The following is a 24,378-nucleotide window of genomic DNA, read 5'->3' as shown; positions in this document are numbered from 1 at the left end:
CCGCCGAGGGGGCCGGCCGTGGTGTACTAAGTCCTTCGTGAAGGAACAGATCCAGCCCTCGACCGTGCGCGTGTTCATAGCGCTCGCCCCGCCCGACGACGCGAAGGAAGAACTCGCGCGCGAGCTGCGGCCCGCCTACGCGGCGTACCCGAGGATGCGGTGGAACCGCATCGAGGACTGGCACATCACCCTGGCGTTCCTCGGCGAGCTCCCCGTCTCCGCCGTCCCGCTCCTGCGGCCGCCCCTCGGGGAACTCGCCGCCGTGAGCCCGCCGGTGGAACTGGCGCTGCACGGCAGCGGGCACTTCGACGAACGGGTGCTGTGGAGCGGGCTCGAGGGTGACCTCGAAGGGCTGCACCGGCTCACCGGCGAAGTCCGCCGAGCGGTCAGGGAGTGCGGCATCGCCTTCGAGGACCGGCCCCTGCGCCCCCATCTGACCCTGGCCCGAGCCCGCCGCGACGACCCCCACAGCGTGGTGAAGGCCGCCGGTGAACTGGCCGCGTTCACCGGCCGCCGGTGGCAGGCCCGACGCCTGCACCTCGTCGGCAGCAACATCGGCCGCGGACCCGGGCCGATCCACTACCGCGACATCGAAGCGTGGGACCTGCGCGGGCGCTGAGGCCGCCAGGCGCCGGCCGGCTGCTCGACGGTGAGGCCGGTGCTGTCGATCATGAACGGTACGACGGCGGACGCGCCCTGCCTCCGGTCGCCGCCCGCCGCCCGTGGCCCGGGACCGCCGACGGGGCCGAGTGGCGCAGTTCCGGGTGCCGGGGGCGGGGCGGCCGGGCAGAGTGGGGCGGGCGGGGCCAAGGGCCGTACGGGCGCCGGCCGCGCGCACGCGGGCTCGCGGAGCGGCGGCCGGGAACGGGAGAACGGGAGAACGGCGATGGCATCGGACGCACCCATGCAGCTCGGGATGGTCGGTCTCGGCCGGATGGGTGCCAACCTGGTGCGCCGGCTCGTGCGGGACGGCCACCGGTGCGTGGTCCACGACGTCAGCGCCGATGCCGTACGGGCGCTGGAGGCGGACGGCGCGACGCCGGCGTTCTCGCTGGAGGAGCTCGTCGAGCGGCTGGAGCGGCCCCGGGCCGTGTGGCTCATGGTGCCGGCGGGCGTGGTCCAGGAGACCCTGGACCGGCTGGTCGGGCTCCTCGACCCCGACGACACGGTCATCGACGGCGGCAACTCGTACTACCGGGACGACATCACCCGGGCCCGGGCCCTCGCCGAGCACGGCGTCCACTACGTCGACTGCGGCACCTCGGGCGGAGTCTGGGGCCTGGAGCGCGGCTACTGCCTCATGATCGGCGGTGAGCGGGATCCCGTCGAACGGCTCTCCCCGCTCTTCCGCACGATCGCGCCCGGTACCGGCAGCGCCGAACCCACCCCCGGTCGTACCCGGACCGACGGCACCGCGCCGCACGGCTACCTCCATTGCGGGCCGAGCGGCGCCGGCCACTTCGTGAAGATGGTCCACAACGGGGTGGAGTACGGGATGATGGCTGCCATCGCGGAGGGCGTCGGCATCATCAGGCACGCGGACGCCGGCCTTCGCACGCGTACCGCCGACGCCGAGACCGCCCCCCTGTCCGACCCCGAGGCCTACCGCTACGAGATCGACGTGGCCGAGGTCGCCGAGGTGTGGCGCCGCGGGTCGGTCGTCGGTTCGTGGCTCGTCGACCTCACCGCCGACGCCCTGGCCCGCTCACCGCGGCTGGACGACTTCACGGGCCGCGTGTCCGACTCCGGGGAAGGGCGCTGGACCGTGCTGGCCGCCATCGAGGAGAGCGTCCCGGCCCCCGTCATCAGCGCGGCCCTCTTCCAGCGCTACGAGTCCCGGGGGCTCGGCGAGTTCACCGCCAAGGTGCTGTCCGCCATGCGCAGCGAGTTCGGCGGCCATGCCGAGAAGCGCTCCGGCGCGGACGCGTGAGGAGGCCCGCCATGGAACCGGCCCAGACCGCGGACCGGCCCCGGCCGCGCCCGGCGAACCACGTCGTCGTGCTCTTCGGCGCGACGGGCGACCTGGCCAGGCGCAAACTGCTGCCGGGCCTGTTCCACCTCGCCAAGGCGGGGCTCCTGCCGCAGCGCTACCGCATCGTCGGCTCCGCGCCGGCCGCCGAGGCGCTGAGCGACGAGCAGTTCCGCGCCCACGCGCGCCAAGCGGTGACGGAATTCGGCCGCTCGCGCCCCGAGGGCCCCGCATGGCAGGAGTTCGAGGCCGCCCTTTCCTTCGGCGCGGCCGACCCGGACGCCCCCGAGCCGCTGGTGACGGCGGTCCACGAAGCAGAGCAGGCCGTCGGCGGCACCGCGCGGCGGCTGTTCCACCTCGCCGTCCCGCCCGTGGCGTTCACCTCAGTCGTCGCACTGCTCGGGGCCTCGGGCCTGGCCCAGGACGCGCGCGTCATCGTCGAGAAGCCCTTCGGGACCGACCTCGCGTCGGCCCGCGCGCTCAACGAGGCCGTCCACGCCGTCTTCGACGAGTCCCGGGTGTTCCGCATCGACCACTTCCTCGGCAAGGAGGCGGTGGACAACATCCTCGCCCTCCGGTTCGCCAACGGTCTCTTCGAGCCGCTCTGGAACCGCGACCACATCAGCCACGTGCAGATCGACGTGCCCGAGAAGATCGACATCCAGGGCCGCGCCCACTTCTTCGAGGGCACCGGCACCTTCCGCGACATGGTCGTCACGCACCTGTTCCAGCTGCTCGGCTTCGTGGCGATGGAACCTCCGGTCGCCCTCGAAGCGCAGGCGCTCCGGGACGAGCAGGTCAAGGTCTTCCGCAGCATGCGGCCCCTGGACCCGGCGCACGTCGTGCGCGGCCAGTACACCGGCTACCGCGCCGAGCCGGGCGTCGCCGCGGACTCCGACACCGAGACCTTCGTCGCGCTGCGCGTCGACATCGACAACTGGCGCTGGGCCGGTGTGCCCTTCCACCTGCGTTCGGGCAAAGCGCTGGCCGAGGGCCGGCACGTCGTCACCCTCGGCCTGCGCGAGCCCGTGCTGCGCATGTTCCCCCTGGACGCCCGGGAGGCGGCCGACGGCCGCGCCAACGAACTCGTCATCGACTTCGCCGACCCGGGCTCCATCACCGCCCGGTTCCTCGCCAAGGAACCCGGCCCGTCCATGCAACTGGCCGAAGCCGACATGGTCTTCGGCTACCGCAGCTCCTTCACCACCGACAACGCCCTGGAGGCGTACGAGCACCTCATCCTCCAGGCCATGCTGGGCGACCAGTCCCTCTTCACCCGCTCCGACGGCATCGAACGGCTGTGGGAGGTCTCCTCCCCGCTGCTGGACGCGCCCCCGCCCGTCGCCCCGTACGCCCCCGGATCCTGGGGGCCCGAGGGCATCGCGTCCCTCGTCGCCCCCTACCGGTGGCACCTGCCCGAACGGCGCCGGGCCGAGCCGCGGTGAGGCGGCGGGCGCGCTGCTCCGAACGCCACACCCCCTCAGTCGTACGGGGGACCGCACTCCTCCTACGGGCGCCGCGGGGCGCAGCGGCCGCCGTCCGCTCCTAGCCTCGACGGCATGCTGGGACTCCCCGACCACGTCAGCGCCTGCCTGTTCGACCTCGACGGCGTCCTCACCCGGACCGCGAAGGTCCACGCGGCCGCCTGGAAAGAGATGTTCGACGACTACCTGCGCCGGCGGGCCGACCGCGACGGCTCGGCCTTCGTACCCTTCGACGCCGTGCACGACTACGACGAGTACGTGGACGGCCGTCCCCGCGAGGACGGCGTTCGCACCTTCCTCGCCTCCCGCGGCATCACACTGCCCGAGGGCACGAGCGGCGACGGCCCCGATCAGGAGACGGTGCACGGGCTGGGCAACCGCAAGAACGACCTGGTGCTCCGTGCCATCCGCGAGCAGGGGGTGGAGTCCTACGAGGGTTCCGTGGACTACGTGCGCGCCGTGCGCGACGCGGGGCTGCGCCGGGCCGTCGTCTCCTCCAGCGCCAACTGCCGGGACGTGCTGGTGGCGGCCGGCATCGAGGACCTCTTCGAGGACCGGGTCGACGGCCTCACCATCGCCGCGCAGGGATTGCGCGGAAAGCCCGCCCCCGACAGCTACCTGGCGGCCGCCCGCCTCTTCGGCACCGACCCGCACGATGCCGCGGTGTTCGAGGACGCGCTGGCCGGGGTGGCCGCCGGCAAGGCGGGCGGCTTCGGTTTCGTCGTCGGTGTCGACCGCACCGGCCAGGCGGACGAACTGCGCGCGCACGGGGCCGACGTCGTCGTCACCGATCTCGCCGAGCTGCTGGACCGCGGATGATCACTCACGAGAACTTCGCGACCGAGCCCTGGCAGCTGAGGGAGACCACCCTCGACCTCGACGTCCTCGCGCAGAGCGAATCCGTGTTCGCCCTGTCCAACGGCCTCCTCGGCTGGCGCGGAAACCTGGACGAGGGCGAGCCCCACGGCCTGCCGGGCTGCTACCTCAACGGCGTGTACGAGAGCCATCCGCTGCCCTACGCCGAAGCCGGGTACGGGTATCCGGAGTCCGGGCAGACGACCATCAACGTCACCGACGGCAAGGTCATCCGGCTGCTCGTCGACGACCACCCCTTCGACCTGCGCTACGGCGAACTGGTCTCGCACGAGCGCGTCCTGGACTACCGCACCGGCGTCCTCGGCCGGTCCGCGGAGTGGACCACGCCCTCCGGCCGGACCGTACGCCTGACCTCCCACCGCATCGTCTCCCTCGCGCAGCGGGCCGTCGCGGCGATCTCGTACACCGTCGAGGCCGTCGACGGCCCGGCCACCATCGCCGTGCAGTCCGAACTCGTCGCCAACGAGCAGCTGCCCGTCGTCTCCGGCGACCCGCGCATGGCCGCCGCCATCGATTCCCCGCTGCTCCCCGAGGAGCACTACGCGCACGACACCCGGCTGCGCCTCATCCACTGCACGGCCACCAGCGGGCAGCGCGTCGCGGTGGCGGCCGACCACATCGTGGAGGGCCCCGCCGGCACCGCGTGGGCCGCGGAGAGCGAACCGGACGTCGCCCGTCTGACCGTCACCGCCACCCTCGAACCCGGGCAACGGCTCGAACTCGTCAAGTTCGTGACCTACGGATGGTCGGCGCAGCGGTCCCTGCCCGCCGTACGGGACCAGGTGGAGGGCGGGCTGGCGGGGGCGCGGACCACCGGCTGGCAGGGACTGCTCGACGCACAGCGGGCGTGCCTGGACGAGTTCTGGGCCTGCGCCGACGTGGAGGTGGAGGGCGACGAAGAGGTCCAGCAGGCCGTCCGGTTCGCCCTCTTCCACCTCTACCAGGCCGCCGCGCGCAACGAGCGGCGCGCCATCCCGGCCAAGGGCCTCACCGGCACCGGCTACGACGGCCACGCCTTCTGGGACACCGAGTCCTTCGTCCTGCCCGTCCTCACGCACACCGCGCCGTACACCGTCGCCTCCGCCCTCGCATGGCGGCATTCCACACTCCCCAGTGCACTGGAACGCGCCGGCCAACTCGGTCTGGAGGGGGCCGCGTTCCCCTGGCGGACGATCAACGGCGCCGAATGCTCCGGCTACTGGCCCGCCGGGACCGTCGCCTTCCACGTCAACGCCGACATCGCCGCGGCCGTCGAGCGGTACGTGTTCGCCACCGAGGACCGGGACTTCTACCGCGGGCCGGGACTCGACCTGCTGGTGCACACCGCACGGCTCTGGCGCTCGCTCGGCCACTTCGACTCCGACGGCGTCTTCCACATCGACGGGGTCACCGGCCCCGACGAGTACAGCGCCATCGCCCGGGACAACCTGTACACCAACGCCATGGCCCGGCGGAACCTGCTCGCCGCGGCCTACGCCGCCTCGCACCACCCGGACCGGGCACCGGACCTCGGCGTCGGCGCCGAGGAGATCGCGGACTGGCGCAACACCGCCGCCCGGATGGCCATCCCCTACAACCAGCGGCTCCAGGTGCACGAACAGGCCCTCGGCTTCACCGACCAGGAACCCTGGGACTTCGAGAGCACCTCCGAGGAGCAGTACCCGCTGCTGCTGCACTTCCCGTACTTCGACCTGTACCGGAAGCAGGTCGTCAAGCAGGCGGACCTGGTCCTGGCCATGTTCACCTGCCCGGACGAGTTCACGGCCGAGGAGAAGGTCCGCAACTTCGCGTACTACGAACCGCTGACGGTCCGGGACTCCTCCCTCTCCGCCTGCTGCCAGGCCGTCCTCGCCGCCGAGACCGGCCACCTGCGCCTGGCCTGGGCCTACACCCGCGAAGCGGCGCTGATGGACCTGGACGACCTCGAACACAACACGCGCGACGGCCTCCACATGGCCTCGCTCGCCGGTACCTGGATCGCACTGGTCCAGGGCCTCGGCGGGCTGCGCCGCATCCGTCCCGCCCCCGCCGGGCGCCCGCAGGACCAGCAGACCGGGAGTCCGCAGGCCGGGGAAACGGAAACCCTCGTACGCTTCGCCCCGCGCCTGCCGACCTCGCTGACCCGGCTGGCCTTCAACGTCCGGGTCAGGGAGCGCCGGATCCGCGTCGACATCGGCCAGGCGACGGTCCGCTACACGCTCCTGTCCGGAGGACCCCTCACCGTGCTGCACCACGGCAGCCCGGTCGGGCTCACCGTGGGCCAGCCGACCGAGCTCCCCGTGCCTCCGGCGCCCGACTCCCCCGAACCGCGCCAGCCCAAGGGCCGCGCCCCCGGAACCTGAGGCGCGGCAGGGCCCGGAGGGCTCCCGCGTGCTTCACGGAAGGCGCGCGGGGTCGACGCCGGTCAGGTCACGGCTCGCCTCCCACAGCCCCGTCGCGGCGGAGGCGTCGGCCAGGTGGCTCCACACTGGTTCGCGCCGGGGCCGGCCGCGCAAGCCGAACACGCGGGGGCCCCACAGCTCGCCTCCGCGCACCTGCGGATCGAGCACCGCCCGGACGGCCGGCCAGGCGCCGGCGTCCTTGCCCTGGACGACGAGGGAGGCCGGCGCCCCGCGCAGCCGTGCGCCGCGGGTCCGCACGTGCACGGGCGGCCGTGAGGGGGTCAGGGAGTCCAGCGCCCCACCGGGGTGCACCACGACGCTCGCCACCGCGCTGCGCACGGCGCGCAGGCGGCGGTCGAGTTCGATGCCGAAGTACATCTGCGCCAGCTTGGAGCGCCCGTAGGTGCGCTTGGGGGCGTAGTCGTTCCGGGACTGCAGGTCGTCCAGGTCGAGCCGCTCGGTCTTCGCCGCGAAGCTGCCCATCGTCACGATGCGGGCCGCGGGTGCGCCCGACAACAGGGGCATCAGCCAGTGGGTCAGCGCGAAGTGGCCGAGGTGGTTCGTGGCGAACATGAGCTCGTGGCCCTCGGGCGTCTGCCTGCGCGGCGGGTCGTCGAACGCGACACCGGCGTTGTGGACCACCGCGTCGAGGCGTTCGGTGCCCAGTGCTTCCACCGCTGTCCGCAGCGACGGGAGGTCGGCGAGGTCGAGCCGTACGGTCCGCACCCGCGCGCCGGGGACCCGGACGCGGATCGAGGCCGCGGCGGCTTGCGCCTTCGCGGGGTTCCGGCTGCCCAGCACGACGGTGGCTCCGCCGGCCGACAGCTGCTCCGCGATGAAGTACCCGATGCCGGCGTTGCCGCCCGTCACCAGGACGACCTTGTCGTGGGCGGCCGGTGGCCGGTGAACGTCCCAGTAGGGGGTGGAGGACGTGGACGGCATGGCGGAACTCCCTCGCGGTGGGCGGCGGCCGCCCCGCGGGCAGCTCTGTCGTCCACGGTTCCAGAGGCCACCGACACGTCACCGACGGATCACCCACGGATCGCCTACGGCTGCTCCGGGCCGTCCGGCGCCGCCGTGCGCGGGGGCCACGCCGTGGGGTCCAGGAGGCCCAGGACGTAGGCGCGGGCGATCAGGGCCGGGCGGTTGGGTACGTCGAGCCGTCGGCACAGGCGGGTCAGATGGTAGTTGACCCCGTCGACGGTGAGTCCCACCTCGCGGGCGATGGCCGATCCCGACGCCCCCGCCGCGGCGAGCGGCAGAATGCGTGCCTCCTGGGCGCTCAGGCCGTTGGCCGCGTCCTTGCGCACCGGATCGGGCCGGGCACCGCCCGCCTCCTCGGTCAGCGAGACCAGCAGTCGGGGGACGTCGTCCTCGGGGTCGGAGACCGGTTCGACGGTGACCCGGCCGTGTCGCGTGGTTCCCCGGGCCCGCCAGCTCACCTCGACGGGGTAGCGGGACCTGCGGCGCGAGCGCAGGGCCTCGTCCAGTCGGCGCAGCTGCCGGTCGTTGGTCGGGGTGAGGATGTCGAGGAGCCGGCGGCCTTCCAGCTTGCCCGGTTGGAGCTGCCATGCGGAGGCGAAGGCGGGATTCGCACCGAGGATCAGGCCGTACGCGTCGCTGATCGCCAGTGCGACGGGCGCCCTGTCGAACAAGCTGACGAACCGTGAGCGCCAGGCTGCGGCCGCCTCGCTCAACACATGCGGTGACGGCTGCGTCACGCACTCTCCCCCACTCACGGCGACTGCCCCCGATCAAGGCCCGGCACGGAAAACACCCCTACAAGAATAGGTAGTTCTCGTGCGGGATCGCCCCGGCGGCCGCGTCACCGTGGACACGACACAGCGCCCGATCAGTGGGCGGGTGTACAGGTCCAGGCAATGACGTGACCAGAAGAGGCAGACGCCATGAGTGAATCGCACACCGCCGGCACCGGATCCCTTGACGACGACGCCGCTGCGCACGCCCCGTACCCGCCGGTCGTCGACGTGAGCGGCTCGGGGATGACGAGCACCCCGCTGCAGACGGCCATGGGGCACGCCCGCCGGCTCGGTCCGGTCTTCGTCCAGCGCTTCCACGACCGGGAGACCATGTTCGTGAGCTCTGCGGCGCTGGTGGAGGAACTCTGCGACGAGCAGCGCTTCGCCAAGGGCATCGGCCCGGCGCTGGAGAACGTACGGGAGGTCGCCGCCGACGGGCTGTTCACCGCCTACAACGACGAGCCCAACTGGGGCAAGGCGCACGACATCCTGCTCCCGGCCTTCGCCCTCACCTCCATGCGCACCTACCACCCGCACATGCTGCGGGTCGCCAAACGGCTCATCGGCTCCTGGGACGCCCGGTTCGCCGCGGGCGCCGCCGTGTCGGCCCCGGTCGACGTCGCCGAGGACATGACCCGCATGACCCTGGACACCATCGGCCTCTCCGGTTTCGGCTACGACTTCGCCTCCTTCGAGCGTGAGCAGGCGCACCCGTTCGTGCAGGCGCTCGTCCGGGCCCTCGCCCACAGCCAGGCCAAGCTCGGCCGGGTGCCCGGCGCGGACCACACCGCCGAGGACGAGGCGTTCGCCGCGGACGCCGCCTACCTGGCCCGGGTGGTCGACGAGGTGATCGAGCAGCGCCGGGCCTCGGGGGACACCTCGACCGACGATCTGCTGGGCCTGATGCTGGGCTCCCCGCACCCCCGGTCCGGCGAGCTGCTCGACGGAGCGAACATCAGGAACCAGGTGATCACCTTCCTGATCGCGGGCCACGAGACCACCTCGGGCGCGCTCTCGTTCGCGCTGTACCACCTGCTCAAGAACCCGGCGGCGCTGCACCTGGCCCAGGCGGAGACGGACGCGCTGTGGGGCGACGACCCGGATCCCGAGCCCTCCTTCGAGGACGTCGGCAGGCTGCGCTACGTACGCCAGGTCCTGAACGAGGCACTGCGGCTGTGGCCGACCGCCGCCGCGTTCGCACGCGAGGCGCGCGCCGACACCGTGATCGGCGGCCGCTACCCGGTGAAGGCGGGGCAGCGGATGCTGGTGCTGACCCCGATGCTGCACCGCGACCCGGTGTGGGGCGACAACGTGGAGGAGTTCGATCCGGACCGGTTCGCCGCCGAGGCCGAGGCGGCCCGTTCCCCGCACGCGTACAAGCCGTTCGGGACCGGGGAACGGGCATGCATCGGGCGGCAGTTCGCCCTCCACGAGGCGACGATGCTGCTGGGCATGCTCGTGCACCGCTACCGGTTCGTCGACCACGCGCGCTACGGGCTGCGCATCAAGGAGACGCTCACGCTCAAGCCCGAGGGGTTCACGATGGCGTTGGGCCGGCGCACTCCCGCCGACCGCGCCCGCACCCGCGCGGCCCTCGGGGCGGTCCTCGCGGCCGGCCACCGGGAGGAAGCACCGGCCCCGGCAGCGGGCGCGTCCCCCACGCGGGCCGTGCCCGGTACGACGCTGACGCTGCTGCACGGATCCAACTTCGGCACCTGCAGCTCGTACGCGCAGGACCTGGCCGAGATGGCCGGGGATCTGGGCTTCGAGACCCGCGTCGCGCCGCTGGACGACCACCGCGACGGCGGGCTGCCCACGGACGGGCCGCTGGTCGTCGTCGCCGCGTCGTACAACGGTCAGCCCACCGACGACGCGGCCGGATTCGTCTCCTGGCTGGCGCAGGCGGCTCCCGGCGCCGCCGAGGGCGTGCGGTACGCCGTCCTGGGCGTCGGGGACCGCAACTGGGCCGCCACGTACCAGCAGGTACCCGCGCTCATCGACGGCGGCCTCGCCGCGGCGGGCGCGGGGCGGCTGATGGAACGGGCCGAGGCGGACGCCTCCGGGGACCTCGCGGGGGCGGTACGCGGCTTCACCGCCGCCCTGCGCCGCACGCTGCTGGAGCGCTACGGCGACCCGGCGTCCGTGACGGCCTCCCCGTCTCGGGAGTCAGCGGGCCCGGTGTACGAAGTCGCCGAGGTCACGGGTGAGCCGCTCGGGGCGCTGGCCCGACGACACGACCTGCTGCCGATGACGGTGACGGACACCGGGGACCTCGGCGACCTCGGCCACCCGGCGGGCAGGTCGAAGCGGTTCCTGCGCGTCAGGCTGCCCGAAGGGGTCGGCTACCGCACCGCCGACCACCTCGCCGTCCTCCCGGCCAACGACCCCGCCGAGGTGGAGCGGGCCGCCCGGGTCCTGGGAGCCGACCCGGACACGGTGCTGGACATCCGCACCCGCCGCCCCGGCCGGACCACCCTTCCGATCGACCGGCCCGTGGCCGTGCGGGAACTGCTCAGCCGGTACGTCGACCTCCAGGCCCCGGTGACGGCCGGGCAGGCGGCCGTCCTCGCGGCGCACAACCCGTGTCCGCCGGAGAAGGCGGCACTGGAACGGCTCGCGGCGCGGGCGGCCGGGGCCGACGGAGCCCGCCCGGGCAGCCTCGTGGACCTGGTCGAGGAGCACCCCGCACTCCGGGGCCGCCTGCCGTGGCCGGTACTGCTGGAGCTGCTGGAGCCGATGCGGCCCCGCCACTACTCCATCTCCTCGTCGCCTTCCGCCGGGCCGGGGCAGGCCGACCTGATGATCTCGCTCCTGGAAGCCCCCCACCGCTCCGGACGGGGCGGCGTGTTCCGCGGCGTGGGCTCTTCGTACCTGCACCGGGTGCGTCCCGGCGACACGGTCCTCGCCCGGGTACAGCCGTGCCGCGAGGCCTTCCGCATCCCGCACGACGAGCGGACGCCGGTCATCATGGTCGGTGCGGGTACCGGCCTCGCGCCGTTCCGGGGGGCGATCGCCGACCGTCGCGCGCTGCGTGCCTCGGGAGCCGAACTGGCGCCCGCGCTGTGCTACTTCGGCTGCGACCACCCGGATGTGGACTACCTGCACCGGGCGGAGCTGGAGGACGCCGAACGCGAGGGGGCCGTGTCGATGCGCCCCGCCTTCTCGCTGGCGCCCGAAGGGGAGGTCCGCTTCGTACAGCACCGGATCGAGGCGGAGGGCGAGGAGATCTGGCGGCTCATCGAAGCCGGTGCCCGCATCCATGTGTGCGGAGACGGCTCCCGGATGGCCCCGGGCGTCCGCGAGGCCTTCCGGCAGCTGTACGTCCGGTTCAGCGGGAAGGACGGGTCGACGGCCTCGGAGTGGCTCCGGGGGCTGGTCGCGGACGGCCGCTACGTGGAGGACGTCTACGTCGGCGGCTGACGGCGGCCACCACCGGCGGCGGCCCGGTTCGCATCGGCGCCGCCGCCGCGCCGTGCCCGGGAGCGGTACGGCCTACGGGTGGGTGACGGCCTGCTCCAGCAGGCCGTGAAGGACCCGCTGCTCCTGGGGGTTGAGGCCGGACAGCGGACTGTCCACGGCGAGGAGGTCGAGGAGACGCCGGCGCAGTGCAGTGCCTTCTGCGGTGAGGACGAGGTGCTTGGCCCGGCGGTCGGTGGGGTGCGGGTGGCGCTCGACCAGGTTCTGCTTCTCCAGCTTGTCGACCACGAAGGTGGTGTTGGAGGGCTCGCAGCTCATCCGTTCGGCGAGCTCCCGCATGGTCATCGGCCCGCTCATCTCGCGCAGCGCGGTCGCCTGGGACGCCGTGAGGCCCAAAGTGGCCGCGCGCTCCCGTACATGCTCGCCGATCCGCTGCGCCAGCCCGTTCACCAGACCGCACAGCTGGCGCTCGGCGATGGCCTGGGAGTCGGATGGCGTCGTCATGCCACCACCCTAGCAAGTCCATCAAGACAAAACATTTACAGCTTGAATGATTCGAACTTGATGCTTATGGTTGGCCCCGTCGCCACCGGCGGTCCGGCGGCGACCTGATGACCGATCACAGGAGAGATCTCATGGGTGATTTGACGGTGAACCACGACGAACGACTGCGTCGGGCGGCGGGGATCCGCTCGATACGGCTGGGCGACACGCGGGTTTCGTACGTTCCGGACGGCGAGGTGCGTTTCCGGCCCCTGGAACTGCTCCAGGACACCACCGACGAGGTGTGGGCCGCCCACCCGGAGTACGTGGACGCCACCGGCCACCTCGCGGGCAGCGTCGGCGCCCTGCTGGTGGAGCACGGCGACCGCGCGCTGCTGATCGACGCCGGCGTCGGCCCGCAGACGTTCGAGGCTCAGGACGGCCCCCTCTCCGTGATCCGGGGAGGCGCGCTCCCGCAGAGCCTGGCCGACCTCGGCCGCCGCCCCGAGGACATAGAAGCGGTGGCCTTCACCCACCTGCACCCGGACCACCTCGGCTGGGCCTGCCTCCCCTCCCCCGGCACCGACCGGCTTTTGTTCGGCCACGCCGACTACCTGGTCTCCGAGCCGGAGTGGGAGCGGCGCGACGTCCTGGAAGCCGGTGGCATGACCGAGCAGGTCGCCGCACTCGCACCGCGCGTACGTACGATCACGGACGGGCAGGAGGTCTTCCCCGGCGTACGCGTGCGGATCGCCCCCGGTCACACGCACGGGCATGCCGAGTACGTCATCACCGGGGGCGGCCGGCGCCTGATCGCCTTCGGTGACGCCGCGCACTCCCCCGTCCAGATCGACCACCCCGAATGGTCCGCCGCCTTCGACCACGACCGCGCCCGGACCGCCGACCACCGCCGTCGTCTCGTCGCCGAGCTGGCCGAGCCCGGCACGATCGGCTTCGGCGTCCACTTCGCCGACGTGGTGTTCGGACACGTCCGGCGCGACGGCGCCGGCCCGGCTTGGCGGCCCGTGGACGAAGCGCTGTAGGCCCGCGCCCGTCGCCGTCCCGGCGCCGACGTGGCGGCCGCCAGCCGGGGGTGTCACATCCCGCGGTGCTGCGCTGTCCTCGCTGCAGGAGCGAGAGAAGGGATCAGCATGATGAAGACCGTCATCGTGTGCGCGTCCGTGGCGCACGGCAATACGCGCCGTGTCGCCGACACCATGGCCCGGGCGCTGGGCGGCGCCGACGTCGTCACGCCCGAGGAGGCCGACCTGGCGGCGCTGGCCGGCGCCGGCCTCGTGGGGTTCGGCTCGGGCGTCTTCTACGGCAGGCTGCACCCCCGGCTGACCGACTTCGTCAAGGCACTTCCCCCCGGGCGGGGCCGGGCGTTCGTGTTCGCCACCAGCGGCCTGCCCGAGATCCCGCCGGCGCCGTTCACCCGTCCTGTCGTCCGGCTCCTCGAAGACAGGGGGTTCACGGTGGACGGGAGCTTCTCCTGCCGGGCGTTCGACACCTGGGCGCCGTTCAAGCTGTTCGGCGGGCTCCACAAGCAGCGCCCCGACGCCGGTGACCTGGCCGCCGCGCGGAGGTTCGCCGAGCGGCTGCGGGACGGGAGGGGACCGGTGTCCTGACGGGGGCCGGCGGGGGGCCTCGTTGTCCGACCCGCAGGCGACACCCAGGGGGCGCGGGGGCCTCCCTCCGGCGGTATGCGTAACCGCTCGCTCCCTGGGAAGGCGCCGGGTGACGCAGCAGGAGGACGCCATGGGAGACGGCGTATCGCATGCCGCAGGTCCCGGAGAACCGCCCGGGTCGCGCTCCACCACGGTCACGGCGGATCATGTGCGGGCGTTGTTGGAGCACGCGGACGAGGAACGGGTCCTGATCGTGATCCAGGGCCGGGTGGAAGTCGTGGCAGCCGCCCGCTTGCGGGATCCCGCGTACGAGGGCGCGCTTGAGGTCGCCTCCACGCAGGACCTGGACGCGATGTCCGCCCTCAGCCCGCCGCAGAAGGCCGATCCCGAGGTCCTTGCCTCCGTGCTGCAGGCCGCGGTGGCCCGGCTCGGCGCCTGACGGGCACGGACTCGCGGCCCGGGCCACCGGCGCCGTCGCCTCCGCGGACCCGTAGGCCGACCCGCCGGCTCCGACGGTGCAGGCCAGCAGACGCAGCGGCTGGCGCCGCCATCCCGTGGCCGTCAGCGTCGAGCCGCGCCGGTCGGCCACCCGCCGCAGGTCGAGCAGGAAGTACAGGCCGGTGAGGTCCATGAAGGTCACGGCGCTCATGTCGAGGACGACCGCGCCCCGGTCCGGTACGGAGTCGAGGACGGCTTCGAGCTCGGCCTCGGCGGCGAGGTCGATCTCACCCGCCGGGGTGATGCGCACGGTGTCACCGTTTCGCTCGACGGTGATCTCGAAGAAGTTTTCCATGACGCCGGTTCCTCTTCGGAGGCTGCCCCACCAGCATCCACCCTCGGCGCCGCGTAGTCATCCCTCGCTTTCCCGCCCCTCGGGCGGACCCGTACGGCGGCCGCGTTCGGCCGGGCGGTCCCCGCACCGCGTCACGGCCGGTGCGACACTTGGAACCAGGCGCCGACCGGGGAGGTGGAGGCATGGTGTCCCCGCAGCACCCTCACGGTGACACCGGCGACCAGAGCGACGGCACCGGTGCGAAACCCCACGCCGACGTGGAGGACGTGCTGGGTTTCCTCGACGGGATCACCGGCCCGTCGGCCGTCGACGCGGGCGGCGATGTCGTGGCCCGCCTCTGCCGGGCCTGCGTCGACCTCCTCGACGTCACCGGTGCGTCCGTGTCGCTGAGCGGGGACGAGGACTCGCGGGCGCTGTGGTGGTCGAGCGACGAGACGGCGGGACGGCTCGCCGAAGCCCAGTACTCCCTCGGGGTCGGCCCGTGCCGCAGCGCACTGGAGCTCGTCTCGCCCGTACTGGCCGCCGACCTCGCCGGCGGGTCCGACGCCGAACGCTGGCCGGTCTTCGCCCAGCAGGCCCTGGATCTCGGAGTCCGCGCCGTCTTCTCCCTCCCCCTGAGCACGGGCGGCAGCACGGTGGGAACCCTCGACCTCTACCGCAGTGAGCCGGGTCCGCTGAGCGCGCACGACCGCGCCGTGGCCTTTCCCGTGGCCGACGCGATCACCCACGCGTTCCTGGCCTTGGAGGGCGGGCCCGGCGACGGCCGCGGGCAGTGGCTGGACGCTGCCGAGAACGACCACGAGGAAGTCCATCAGGCCACCGGAATGCTCATGGTGCTCCTCGGCCTCGATGCGCAACAGGCCCTCGCCCGGCTCCGGGCCCATGCCTTCACCCGTGGACAGAGCGTGACCGAGGCGGCCCGCGACATCGTCACCGGAAAAGAGTCGCTGAGTGATTGACGGGCCGACCGGGTCCGCCCGGGGGGCCCTGCGCCCGATGTCCGTCTCCGACCGCAGGGCCGAAAGGGTGGAGGCCTTCCAGGTCCAGGGCGACGAAGGCCTGTGCAGCGACGCCTGGAAGACGGGCGCCCCGGTGCACGCCGGCGATCTCGCGGCCCACCAAGACCGGTGGCCCGTTCTCGTTCCGGCGGCGGCCCGGGCCGGTTTCGCCGGGGCCCACGCCCTGCCGATCAGCAACGCCGGAGCCGCGATCGACACCGCGACCGGCATGCCGGCCGCGACCGGGGGCCTGCCCATCGCCGATGCGGCGCGGGCCCTGCACGAGTACAGCCGGGCCACGAACACCCGCCCCACGGAAGCGGCCCACGCGCTCATCCGCCGCACCCTGGCCCCGGAAAACGTGCTTCGACGCACCACGAACGCGGAGGCGAATCCGGCATCGGCCTCGGTCGCCCGGCTGGGGTCGCCCGGCCGGAGGGACTGCCCGGAGCGAGGACCGGGGTGTGCTCGAAAGCAACCCGCTTCTCCGACTTGACGACTATTCGGCGTGCCCTTGGCGTACCGGGGCCAGCGGCGGAGGCGACGTGCCGCAGGGATGGCTGCCCGTCAGCGCCCGCACGGGTGGTCTCCCTTCCGGGCGGCGCGCACACCCGAGGCCTGGCCGCACAGGGCCCGGGCGAACAGCGCCCGGCTCAGCCCGTCCTCCGCCGTGCCGGCCCTGCCGGCCACCCTGCCGGCGGGGACGGTGGATCTCGGGGCACTGACCGCCGGGCCGATCGTCACCAGATACAGACCCCGGCTCCGCGCGTAGTCGCCGACCAGCCGCACGAGCCGGTCGCCGCCTCGGCGCGGCCCGTGGTCCACGTCGAGAATGATCGACATGACCCCCGTCGGCAGATCCCCGAGCGCCTGGGCCACGTCGCGCCGGGCGTCGCGGTGGGCGGGTCCGCACAGGGTGAACAGCACGGTGCGGCCCAGCACCTGCGCATGGATTCCGAGGCGCTTGATCATGGGATGCTCCCCACGCAGGGGTGGCAGCCCGAGGCGGCGGCACCGCGAGTGCCGCGGCCAGGCACGCAGCCGGTGCCGCGTGAAGTCCCACGCTCAAAGCCGCGACGGCATCACCGTCATGCCCAACATCGACCCGCGTTCCAGCGGGCCACTCGAAGCCTCGAATCGACAGAACCGGGCTGGTCGATCCCCTCAAGCCTCCCACGATCCGGCCCGTCACGAGCAGCACCGCCACCACCACGGACATCCACACCGCCCCGCCGGCGAGGCGGGCGGGACCTGCGGCGTCCGGAGGGTCGCCCTGCGCGCCGTCACCCGACCTGGTCCACGACTCGGGTATCACCGTGGAGGGCGGGGCGCGGCCGCGGGTGTGCGTCGCGGACGTGAGGGACGTGAGGTGGATGCGACGTGGACGGGCAGGTCGGGAAGGTGGCTGGTGGACGTGGATCGACACCCGGGACTCGAAGCGGCGAAGGAGGCGATCCGCGCGCTGCCCCCGAGGTGGACGGCGGCCTCGGAGCGGGCGGCCGGCGGGCTGTGGCGGCTGCCGAGGGCGGCGGATGCCGTGGAGTACGCCTTGGCCCAGGGAGCGGACGGCGAGGAGGGGCTGCGGGAGCGGGGCTGGGTGATGGTGCGCGCCCGGGTGACGGAGGAGATCGGCTCGGGGCGGGACTGGACGCGTGAGGCCGCGGTATGGCTCGCGCGGGGAGGGGCGACGTGGCGCGAGTCCGCCCGGGTGACGGGCGACCTGGCCTGGCGGGCGCGGGCCGAGGGGTTCAGCGCCCTGCTGTTCCTGGACGGGGCGTACGTGACCTCGCTGGATCCGGGCACCGCCCTGGGGCGGGGTCTGTGGCACTGCTTCCTGACGACGCTGCGGTACGACTTCCGCTGCGTGGCCATCGAGGAGTTCTTCGACGGGCTGCCGCCCGGCCGTGACCGCGCGGACCCGTACACCGACGCCCTGCGCGCCTTCGCCCTGCTGGGGCGCTCGCGCACGGAGGGGCTGGCGCTGATGGAAGCGGTGGTGGCCCGGGCGGGTGACGAGGAGAAGGTGGTCCACGCGTTGCTGCACGGGCTGTGGCTCGGGGAGAACCTGCCCCGCCAGGCGTCGCTGATGCTGGACCTGCTGGAGGCCTCCGCCTTCTCCGGAGGCCTGCTGGGGCCGGAGGCCCTGTTCCGCAAGGCGGGTGCGCTGCGCAGGCTGCGGCAGTACGAGCCCGCGCTGGCGGCCGTGCAGAGCGCGATCGACTGCCTCGATCCCGGCGAGGTCGTCGTGCACGCCGACTGCGTCCGCGAGCGGTCATTGATCCTGGCCGAGCGCAGCCTGCACGCCGTCGCGGGTGTCCCCGCCGAGCAGGGCTCGCCCGGCGGCGGGGGTGGTGAGGGGCGCCGGTAGCGGATGCGGGCCGGCGGGGTGGCGAAACGGCTCCGCCTTCGGGGAAGGGGAGCCGTTTCCGTATGGGGTGCCGTGATGAGGTGCGGCGGGTGGTCCTGGTGCCTGGTTCAGGCGCGTGGTTCAGGCGCGTGATTCAGGCGTGACTGTGGTGGCGCCGGTTGCCGGTGACCAGCCGGTAGAGGGCCAGGAGGATGACGGATCCGATGATGGCGGCGACCCAGGTGGACAGGTCGAAGAAGCCGTCGATGGAGTCGACGCCGAAGATGACCTTGCCGAGCCAGCCGCCGAGCAGACCGCCCGCGATACCGATGAGCATGGTGATGATGATGCCGCCGGGGTCCTTGCCCGGCATGATCGCCTTGGCGATCATGCCGGCGAGCAGCCCTATGAGAATCCAAGCGAGAATGCCCATGATCCGTCTCCTACCTCGATGTATAAGGCTGTTGTCAACGATCGTCTGCGCCGCGAACGCACTTTCAAACGTCCCGGTTTCGTGATCGTTCCGCCCGAGGCGGGGCAGTGGAGTCCCTGTCGGAACCGCGCCGCGCGAGAGCCCGCTGCCGGAACCGAGCCTTTGACGTCGAATGGCCGAGTGATCCAATCAGGGAGGACCCCATGTCCGAGCAGGACCTGCGTCACCAACTCCGGTCGCTGCGCGAGCAGCTCGAAGAGCAGCCGGCCCTCTCGCTGCGGGAGCGCGAAGACATGCACGCGCTGATCGACAGGATCGAGGACCGGCTCCAGACCGGTGACACCGCCTCCCACTCCGGTCTGACCGGCGGGGTGACGCGTGCGGCGGAACGCTTCGAGGCCGACCATCCCAAGGTCGCCGGGACCCTGCGCAGTATCGGTGTGGCGCTGGCGAACATCGGCATCTGAACGGCCCGGTGCGACGGCGGCCGGGCTCGCGTCACTGCGCCGGGGTCGAGGACGAGGGCGCGGGTCACTGCGCCGGGGTGGACGACCAGGGCGCGGTCCGGAGGTCGTCGGCGCTGCGCCGCTCCCGTACCGGTGAGGGTTCGTCCGCCGCCTTCCCTACGGCGATCATGGAAACGATCGCCCATCCGGGGTTCGGCCGCAGCTCCGCGGCCAGGGCTTCGAGGTCGAAGGCCCGGAACTGATGGGTGGCCAGTCCCAGCGCCTGGGCCTGGACGGTGAGGTGGGCGACGGCCTGTCCGAGGTCGTAGTCGGCGAACTCGGAGTAGAGGAGCGGCGAGTCGTCGACGTGGCGGCGGGTCAGCGCGACGACGAGCAGACCCGCGTCCTTCGCCCACCGCAGGGAGCTGGGCGCGAGGTGCGGCAGTACCCGCGCGTGGTCCGGTTCGCCGGGCCGGGCGGTGAGGAAGCCCCATGGTTGCGAGTTCCCCGCGGAGGGTGCCCACCGGGCGGCTTCCAGAAGCGCGTGGAGGGCGTCGTCGTCCACGCGCCCGGACGGGTCGAACGCGTAGGGGCTGAACCGGCCGGTCAGAAGGGGGTGGACCAGGTCGGTCCGCACGGAATCAAGAGGCATGCCCCTTACAACTGCGCGCTGCCGTGATCCATTTCTCGGCTGACGGCCTTGCGGGCGCCGGGGGCCTGGGGCGGTGCGGGCTCGGCGCCGTCGCCCGCGACCCGGCGGCGGACCTGGTTCTCCTGGGCGAGGCGTCGCAGCAGCTCGAACACCGGGGCGCAGATGGCGAAGACGATGACCGCCCGTTCGGCCAGGGCGACGGGGTCGTCGACACCGGCCGCCCGCTCCAGGTCCAGCCGGGCCACGGACTCGGCCAGCCTCGCGTAGGCGGCGAGCTCGTCCGGGGCGTACCGGGCGTCCAGCCGCCGCAGCTCCTTCAGTGCCGCCGTCAGTCCCTGTACGTGCGGTGACGTGTCGGGGGCCTGCCAGTCCAGGTCCGCCAGCAGCTCCGCCACCTCTGCCCCGGCGGTCGCGTCGGCCTCGGCTTCCTCCTCGGGGGTGGCGGCGCGCTGGGCCGCCACCGGCACCGGGAGGGCGTAGCTGATCGCTCCGAGGGCTCCCTCGGAGCTGTCGGCCTGGTCGACGGCACCGAGCACGTCACGGGTGGCGGCGATGGACAGGCCGCCGAGCGTGGTCAGTGCCTTGATCAGTCGCAGCCGCTGGGCGTGCTCGTCCCCGTACTCGGCCAGCGTGGCGGCCGTCGCGCGGCCCGCGGGCAACAGGCCTTGCCGCAGGAAGTACTTGATGCTGGCGACCGACACGCCCGTCCGCCGGCTGAGCTCAGAGATCTTCATACGGCTTCCCTGCTGGTCATGCGGTCCGGTATCGGCGACCGGCGATTGGACACCACTACAAGATACTGCCAATATCCAGTAGCTGGATACTTCAAGTATCCAGCCGGGACCTCACCACACATCCCTCACGCTGCACCCACGTCGCACGCACACCGCACGCACACCGCATGCACCACACCGCACCGCCTCGCACCGGAGAATCGATGCCTCACCCCACTCCCACCTCCGTGCTCCGCCGCCCACAGCTGTGGATCGGAACGGGACTGATCGCCGCAGTGGTCTCCATGTTGTTCGCCCTGCTCTACGTGGGCGGCAACGTCAATCCCCGGGGCAACCTGCGCGACCTGCCCGTGGCCCTCGTCAACGCCGATGGCGGCGCCGACGTCAACGGCCACCGCGTCAACATGGGTCGGCAGATCGTCGCGGGGATACAGAAGGCCGCCGGGGCCGACAAGAGCATCGACTGGCAGGTCGTCAGCCGCGAGGAAGCCGACAAGCGGCTGGGCCGGGGCAAGGTCTTCGGCGCCCTCGTCATACCCAAGGACTTCTCGGCCTCGGTGACCGCGCTCGCCGCGCCCCAGCCCGCCACCCAGGACAAGCCCGTCCCGCCGACCCTGACCGTACTGACGAACCAGGCCGCCGGCAGCATCGGCTCCTCCATGTCCTCCCAGGCCGCCCAGAAGGCCGCCCACGCGGCCTCCGCACAGCTCGGCCAGGAGCTCCTCAAGCAGGCCGCGGCCCAGAAGGCACCGCTGCCGACGGCCGCACAGCTCAAGCTGGCCGACCCGGTGACCGTGAACGTCGCCGACGGCCACCCGCTCGGCTCCCGCAGCGCCATGGGCCTGAGCGCCTTCTACTACGCGCTGGTCCTGGTCGTCTGCGGCATGCTCGGCGCCAACGTGGTCAACTCCCAGGTCGACACCGCGCTCGGCTACCTCCACACCGATTTCGGCCCGTTCCGCAAGCGCGAACCCGTCCAGCACACCAGTCGCGTCCGCACCCTGGCCATCGGCATGGCGCTGATGCTCGGCCTGTCCCTGGTCATGGGCACCCTGGTCGAGGTCGCCACGGTCGGCATCCTCGACATGGACGCCTCCCACCTCGGCCTGCTGTGGCTGTACTCGGTCTCCACCATCGCTGTCGTCGGCGTCGGCAGCCTGGCCCTGTTCGCGGCCTTCGGCACCCCCGGCATGCTGCTGGCCACCATCGTCTTCGTCGCGATGGCCGTCCCCTCCTCCGGCGCCACGGTGCCGATCCAGGCGCTGCCCGGGTTCTTCCGCGCCCTGGCCCAGTTCGAGCCGCTGCGCCAGATCACCGAAGGCATGCGTTCCCTGCTGTACTACGGGGCCCAGGCCGACGCGGGCCTGACCCGGGCGTGGGCCTCGATGGGGGTCGCCCTCGTCGCCGCGCTGGTCTTCGGCTTCGCCGTCACCCGCCTCTACGACCGCAGGGGGCTGCACCGCATCCCCCACCCCGACGCCGAGACCGAAGTCGCCGTCCAGGCCTCCTGACCCGCGCCTACGTTCCGGTAGTCCGCACAGGCCGCCGGCCCGGCGAGGTTTCGCCGGGCCGGCGGCCTGTGGGTGTTCTACGCCCTCTGACCGGCGGCCGGCGTGTACGACCCCTGACCGTGGCGTGCGTCGCTCGCGCCGATCAGGTGTCGTCGTCGCGCCTGCGCAGCGACTGCGGCTTGTGGACGGCCCTGCGGCCGGACTTGCCGCTCTCCACCTCGTACTGCGGTTCGTCCTTGGAGGCGTCGACGGTGCGGCCCGCCGCCTTCGTACGCTTGGTGATCTTCTTTTTGACCTCGCCGGACACGGTCTTGCCGTGGCTGCTCCAGGAGACCTTGTCGCCCGAGCGCAGCTCGTCGTCCTTGGTCATGGCAGCTTCCTCCTCCGTCCGCCGTCGCCGGTCCCGCCCCTGATCATGCTGTTCGGTGCCGGTCGCGGCCGCAACCGCGCCGGTGTCCCCGGTTCCGGCCGGCCGGAGCCCTTGGCGCCGTGCACGTGAATCGGCCGGGCCCGACGGGTGTGGTTCCGGGGTCGGCGCCGTCCGCGGTGATTCCCTTCACGGCAGACGCTTCGGGAACGCTCCCCGGCCCCTGGGGAGGGCCCGGTGCGGCAGACGCGGAGGCCGACGTGAAGTTCGCCCAGATCATCGACTTCGAGACCGAGCGCGAGGACGAGGTGCGTGCGCTCCTTCGCTCCTACGAGGAACAGACCCGTTCACAGAGCCGGGAGAACGGCCCCAACAGCCGGCTCCTGCTCAAGGACCGTGAGAACCCCCGCCGCTTCCTGGCCGTGGTCGAGTTCGACTCCTACGAGAAGGCCATGGCCAACAGCAGCGCGCCCGAGACCGCCGAGCTCGCCGGCAGGCTCTCGGAGCTCATGACGAGGCCGCCGGTCTACACGGACTGTGACGTGGTGGACCGGGCCGACATGACGTGACGTGACCGGCGGGGGATGTATCCGGTTGCCGATCCTAGGGACTCTAGGTTAAACCTAGAACCCCTAGGATCACGGGAGGGTACATGGCACGCGCAGGGCTGACCGCGGAGCGGGTGACGACCGCGGGCGCGGAGCTGGCGGACGAGGTCGGGCTCGATCAGGTGACCATGTCGCAAGTGGCGCGCCGGCTCGGCGTGAAGGACGCGAGCCTCTACACGCACGTGCGCGGCCTGGAGGACCTGCGCGGACGGATCGCGCTGCTCGCGGCGGACGAGAAGACCATCCGTCTCGCGGAGGCGACGGCCGGGCGGGCCGGCAAGGAGGCACTGGTCGCGTTCGCCAACGCGTGGCGCGAGTACGCCCGTTCGCATCCGGGCCGCTACACGGCCACCCAGGCCCCGATCCGGATCGACCCGGAGCTGGCCGCGAAAGCGCCCGGTCCGCGACGGGCGGTCGAGCTGACCTACGGCATGCTGCGCGGCTACGGACTGGCCGAGCCCGACCTGACCGACGCGGTCCGGCTGCTGCGCAGCACGTTCCACGGGTTCGTCGCGCTGGAGGCGGCGGGCGGATTCGCTCACGAGCGTTCGCCGCAGCGCTCCTGGCTCCGCGCCCTCGACGCGCTCCACACGCTCCTGGAGCACTGGCCCCCGTCCCGAGAAGGAGACTCCTGATGACCGCCCCGGCCACCGGCAGCCTGCGCGTGCGCGGCGCGACCCTGCACTACGAAGTCCGCGGCCGAGGGCCGCTGTTGCTGCTGATCCCCGGCGGAGCGGGCGACGCGGCATCCTTCGACGGCATAGCCGACGACCTGGCCGACGAGTACACGGTCGCGACCTACGACCCGCGCGGCCTGTCCCGGAGCACGCTGGACGACACCGAGGCCGAACAGCGGGTGGACCAGCACGCCGACGACGCCTTGCGCGTACTGGAACTCCTGTCGCCCGGTGAGCCCGCCCGGGTGTTCGGCGCCAGCTCGGGTGCCATCGTCGCGCTGCACCTCCTCACCGCCCACCCCGAACGCGTGGAACGCGTCGTGGCGCACGAGCCGCCGGTGGTGGAGGTCCTGCCGGACGCCCCACAGCACCGAGCGCTCATCGCGCGCGTCCAGGAGACCTTGCGCACCCAGGGGCTGATGGAGGCGATGGCCGTCTTCGCCGACGGCCTGAGGAAGGACGGCGACACCACCGGCCCGAAGGCCGGGATCAGGCTGCCGCCGCAGGCAGCGGCACGTGCCGAGCGGACGATGGCCAACCTGCCGTTCTTCGTCGGGCGCATCGTGCCGAGCTTCATGTCCTACGCCCCGGACGTCGAGCGGCTGGAGGCCGTGTCGGACCGGCTCGTGCTCGCCTGCGGCGAGGATTCACGCGGCGAGCTGCCCTACCGTCCGGCAGCCCTCCTGGCGGAGCGCCTCGGCACGGAACTCCGCCACTTCCCCGGCGGCCACACCGGCCTGACCACCCATCCCACCCGGTTCGGCGAACTCCTGCGAAAGGCCCTCCGCGCATGACGGCATGCCCGAGCCGGGGC

25 protein-coding genes and 1 pseudogene are annotated in these 24,378 nt (G+C 72.7%); 17 read left to right on the top strand and 9 right to left on the bottom strand.

The features are described from left to right. The first annotated feature begins 37 nt into the window (after positions 1 to 37). The 5 genes from thpR to ACIA6C_RS13370 all read left to right on the top strand — a co-directional run bounded on the left by thpR (position 38) and on the right by ACIA6C_RS13370 (position 6,671). Positions 38 to 619 (top strand): RNA 2',3'-cyclic phosphodiesterase, encoded by a 582-nt coding sequence (thpR, locus tag ACIA6C_RS13390; RefSeq protein WP_399275301.1) that lies wholly within the window; start codon positions 38 to 40, stop codon positions 617 to 619. A 267-nt stretch (positions 620 to 886) separates the two neighbouring features. Next, positions 887 to 1,930, top strand: coding sequence for a phosphogluconate dehydrogenase (NAD(+)-dependent, decarboxylating) (gnd, locus tag ACIA6C_RS13385; protein ID WP_399275299.1), 1,044 nt, complete (start codon positions 887 to 889; stop codon positions 1,928 to 1,930). A gap of 11 nt (positions 1,931 to 1,941) precedes the next feature. Continuing rightward, the gene (gene zwf / locus ACIA6C_RS13380; RefSeq protein WP_399275297.1) at positions 1,942 to 3,414 is read left to right on the top strand and encodes a glucose-6-phosphate dehydrogenase; all 1,473 of its coding nucleotides are present in this window, start codon (positions 1,942 to 1,944) and stop codon (positions 3,412 to 3,414) included. A 114-nt stretch (positions 3,415 to 3,528) separates the two neighbouring features. After that, entirely contained in the window at positions 3,529 to 4,272 is a 744-nt protein-coding gene (locus ACIA6C_RS13375) for a beta-phosphoglucomutase family hydrolase (protein ID WP_399275295.1), read from the top strand. Continuing rightward, positions 4,269 to 6,671 carry a glycoside hydrolase family 65 protein gene (locus ACIA6C_RS13370; protein WP_399275293.1) on the top strand — a complete coding sequence of 801 codons (2,403 nt, stop codon included), beginning with the start codon at positions 4,269 to 4,271 and terminating at the stop codon, positions 6,669 to 6,671. Before ACIA6C_RS13375 ends, ACIA6C_RS13370 begins: the two co-directional genes overlap by 4 nt. Before the next feature lie 33 nt (positions 6,672 to 6,704). Here the strand turns inward: ACIA6C_RS13370 and ACIA6C_RS13365 are convergent, their stop codons facing one another. Next, positions 6,705 to 7,652, bottom strand: a complete 948-nt coding sequence (locus tag ACIA6C_RS13365) for an SDR family NAD(P)-dependent oxidoreductase (RefSeq protein ID WP_399275291.1) — start codon at positions 7,650 to 7,652, stop codon at positions 6,705 to 6,707. 104 nt (positions 7,653 to 7,756) lie between these two features. After that, on the bottom strand, positions 7,757 to 8,431 hold the full coding sequence (locus ACIA6C_RS13360) for a PAS domain-containing protein (protein ID WP_399275289.1): 675 nt from the start codon (positions 8,429 to 8,431) through the stop codon (positions 7,757 to 7,759). A 186-nt stretch (positions 8,432 to 8,617) separates the two neighbouring features. On the opposite strand from ACIA6C_RS13360, the gene ACIA6C_RS13355 reads away from it, so the two are divergent. Beyond that, a complete protein-coding gene (locus tag ACIA6C_RS13355) occupies positions 8,618 to 11,890 on the top strand; it encodes a bifunctional cytochrome P450/NADPH--P450 reductase (protein WP_399275287.1) in 3,273 nt (1,090 codons plus the stop codon). Positions 11,891 to 11,962: 72 nt separating this feature from the next. On the opposite strand, the gene ACIA6C_RS13350 is transcribed toward ACIA6C_RS13355, so the two are convergent. Next, on the bottom strand, positions 11,963 to 12,391 hold the full coding sequence (locus ACIA6C_RS13350; protein ID WP_399275285.1) for a MarR family winged helix-turn-helix transcriptional regulator: 429 nt from the start codon (positions 12,389 to 12,391) through the stop codon (positions 11,963 to 11,965). 131 nt (positions 12,392 to 12,522) lie between these two features. Between ACIA6C_RS13350 and ACIA6C_RS13345 the strand changes: the two genes are divergently transcribed. From ACIA6C_RS13345 to ACIA6C_RS13335, 3 genes are all read left to right on the top strand, one after another. Then, positions 12,523 to 13,413, top strand: coding sequence for an MBL fold metallo-hydrolase (locus tag ACIA6C_RS13345; protein WP_399275283.1), 891 nt, complete (start codon positions 12,523 to 12,525; stop codon positions 13,411 to 13,413). 108 nt (positions 13,414 to 13,521) lie between these two features. Further along, positions 13,522 to 13,998, top strand: coding sequence for a flavodoxin domain-containing protein (locus ACIA6C_RS13340; protein WP_399275281.1), 477 nt, complete (start codon positions 13,522 to 13,524; stop codon positions 13,996 to 13,998). A 217-nt stretch (positions 13,999 to 14,215) separates the two neighbouring features. Beyond that, on the top strand, positions 14,216 to 14,437 hold the full coding sequence (locus ACIA6C_RS13335) for a hypothetical protein (RefSeq protein WP_399276258.1): 222 nt from the start codon (positions 14,216 to 14,218) through the stop codon (positions 14,435 to 14,437). Between the two features lie 93 nt (positions 14,438 to 14,530). On the opposite strand, the pseudogene ACIA6C_RS13330 reads toward ACIA6C_RS13335, so the two are convergent. Beyond that, positions 14,531 to 14,791: pseudogene (locus ACIA6C_RS13330) on the bottom strand (STAS domain-containing protein); the annotation flags it as partial. A 182-nt stretch (positions 14,792 to 14,973) separates the two neighbouring features. Here ACIA6C_RS13330 and ACIA6C_RS13325 point away from each other — a divergent pair. Together ACIA6C_RS13325 and ACIA6C_RS13320 are read left to right on the top strand one after the other, a co-directional pair. Beyond that, positions 14,974 to 15,750 carry a GAF and ANTAR domain-containing protein gene (locus ACIA6C_RS13325; protein WP_399275279.1) on the top strand — a complete coding sequence of 259 codons (777 nt, stop codon included), beginning with the start codon at positions 14,974 to 14,976 and terminating at the stop codon, positions 15,748 to 15,750. A 37-nt stretch (positions 15,751 to 15,787) separates the two neighbouring features. Further along, positions 15,788 to 16,285 (top strand): hypothetical protein, encoded by a 498-nt coding sequence (locus tag ACIA6C_RS13320; RefSeq protein ID WP_399275277.1) that lies wholly within the window; start codon positions 15,788 to 15,790, stop codon positions 16,283 to 16,285. Positions 16,286 to 16,356: 71 nt separating this feature from the next. Here ACIA6C_RS13320 and ACIA6C_RS13315 read toward each other — a convergent pair whose 3' ends face one another. Next, positions 16,357 to 16,761: a hypothetical protein gene (locus tag ACIA6C_RS13315; protein WP_399275275.1), complete on the bottom strand. Its 405-nt coding sequence runs from the start codon at positions 16,759 to 16,761 to the stop codon at positions 16,357 to 16,359. A 442-nt stretch (positions 16,762 to 17,203) separates the two neighbouring features. Here ACIA6C_RS13315 and ACIA6C_RS13310 point away from each other — a divergent pair, with 442 nt between their 5' ends. Next, entirely contained in the window at positions 17,204 to 18,157 is a 954-nt protein-coding gene (locus ACIA6C_RS13310; protein WP_399275273.1) for a hypothetical protein, read from the top strand. A 133-nt stretch (positions 18,158 to 18,290) separates the two neighbouring features. On the opposite strand, the gene ACIA6C_RS13305 is transcribed toward ACIA6C_RS13310, so the two are convergent. Next, positions 18,291 to 18,569, bottom strand: a complete 279-nt coding sequence (locus ACIA6C_RS13305; RefSeq protein WP_361135374.1) for a GlsB/YeaQ/YmgE family stress response membrane protein — start codon at positions 18,567 to 18,569, stop codon at positions 18,291 to 18,293. 203 nt (positions 18,570 to 18,772) lie between these two features. On the opposite strand from ACIA6C_RS13305, the gene ACIA6C_RS13300 reads away from it, so the two are divergent. After that, complete coding sequence (locus ACIA6C_RS13300) at positions 18,773 to 19,036, top strand: DUF4404 family protein (RefSeq protein ID WP_399275271.1); 264 nt, start codon at positions 18,773 to 18,775, stop codon at positions 19,034 to 19,036. A 64-nt stretch (positions 19,037 to 19,100) separates the two neighbouring features. On the opposite strand, the gene ACIA6C_RS13295 is transcribed toward ACIA6C_RS13300, so the two are convergent. Together ACIA6C_RS13295 and ACIA6C_RS13290 are read right to left on the bottom strand one after the other, a co-directional pair. After that, positions 19,101 to 19,667 carry a nitroreductase family protein gene (locus ACIA6C_RS13295; protein WP_399275269.1) on the bottom strand — a complete coding sequence of 189 codons (567 nt, stop codon included), beginning with the start codon at positions 19,665 to 19,667 and terminating at the stop codon, positions 19,101 to 19,103. A gap of 5 nt (positions 19,668 to 19,672) precedes the next feature. Continuing rightward, on the bottom strand, positions 19,673 to 20,401 hold the full coding sequence (locus ACIA6C_RS13290) for a MerR family transcriptional regulator (protein WP_399275267.1): 729 nt from the start codon (positions 20,399 to 20,401) through the stop codon (positions 19,673 to 19,675). 203 nt (positions 20,402 to 20,604) lie between these two features. Here ACIA6C_RS13290 and ACIA6C_RS13285 point away from each other — a divergent pair, with 203 nt between their 5' ends. Further along, positions 20,605 to 21,912: a YhgE/Pip family protein gene (locus ACIA6C_RS13285; RefSeq protein ID WP_399275265.1), complete on the top strand. Its 1,308-nt coding sequence runs from the start codon at positions 20,605 to 20,607 to the stop codon at positions 21,910 to 21,912. A 142-nt stretch (positions 21,913 to 22,054) separates the two neighbouring features. Here the strand turns inward: ACIA6C_RS13285 and ACIA6C_RS13280 are convergent, their stop codons facing one another. Continuing rightward, entirely contained in the window at positions 22,055 to 22,282 is a 228-nt protein-coding gene (locus ACIA6C_RS13280; RefSeq protein WP_366080986.1) for a DUF2945 domain-containing protein, read from the bottom strand. 257 nt (positions 22,283 to 22,539) lie between these two features. On the opposite strand from ACIA6C_RS13280, the gene ACIA6C_RS13275 reads away from it, so the two are divergent. From ACIA6C_RS13275 to ACIA6C_RS13265, 3 genes are all read left to right on the top strand, one after another. Then, on the top strand, positions 22,540 to 22,848 hold the full coding sequence (locus ACIA6C_RS13275) for a hypothetical protein (RefSeq protein WP_399275263.1): 309 nt from the start codon (positions 22,540 to 22,542) through the stop codon (positions 22,846 to 22,848). An 83-nt stretch (positions 22,849 to 22,931) separates the two neighbouring features. Further along, complete coding sequence (locus ACIA6C_RS13270; RefSeq protein ID WP_399275261.1) at positions 22,932 to 23,522, top strand: TetR/AcrR family transcriptional regulator; 591 nt, start codon at positions 22,932 to 22,934, stop codon at positions 23,520 to 23,522. Beyond that, a complete protein-coding gene (locus tag ACIA6C_RS13265) occupies positions 23,522 to 24,358 on the top strand; it encodes an alpha/beta fold hydrolase (protein WP_399275259.1) in 837 nt (278 codons plus the stop codon). Before ACIA6C_RS13270 ends, ACIA6C_RS13265 begins: the two co-directional genes overlap by 1 nt. Positions 24,359 to 24,378 lie beyond the last annotated feature (20 nt).

Source organism: Streptomyces sp. NPDC051578 (genome assembly GCF_044454045.1).
Classification (GTDB): domain Bacteria; phylum Actinomycetota; class Actinomycetes; order Streptomycetales; family Streptomycetaceae; genus Streptomyces.
Note: the sequence above shows the minus strand (reverse complement) of the source record. Positions and strands in the feature narration are given on the sequence as shown.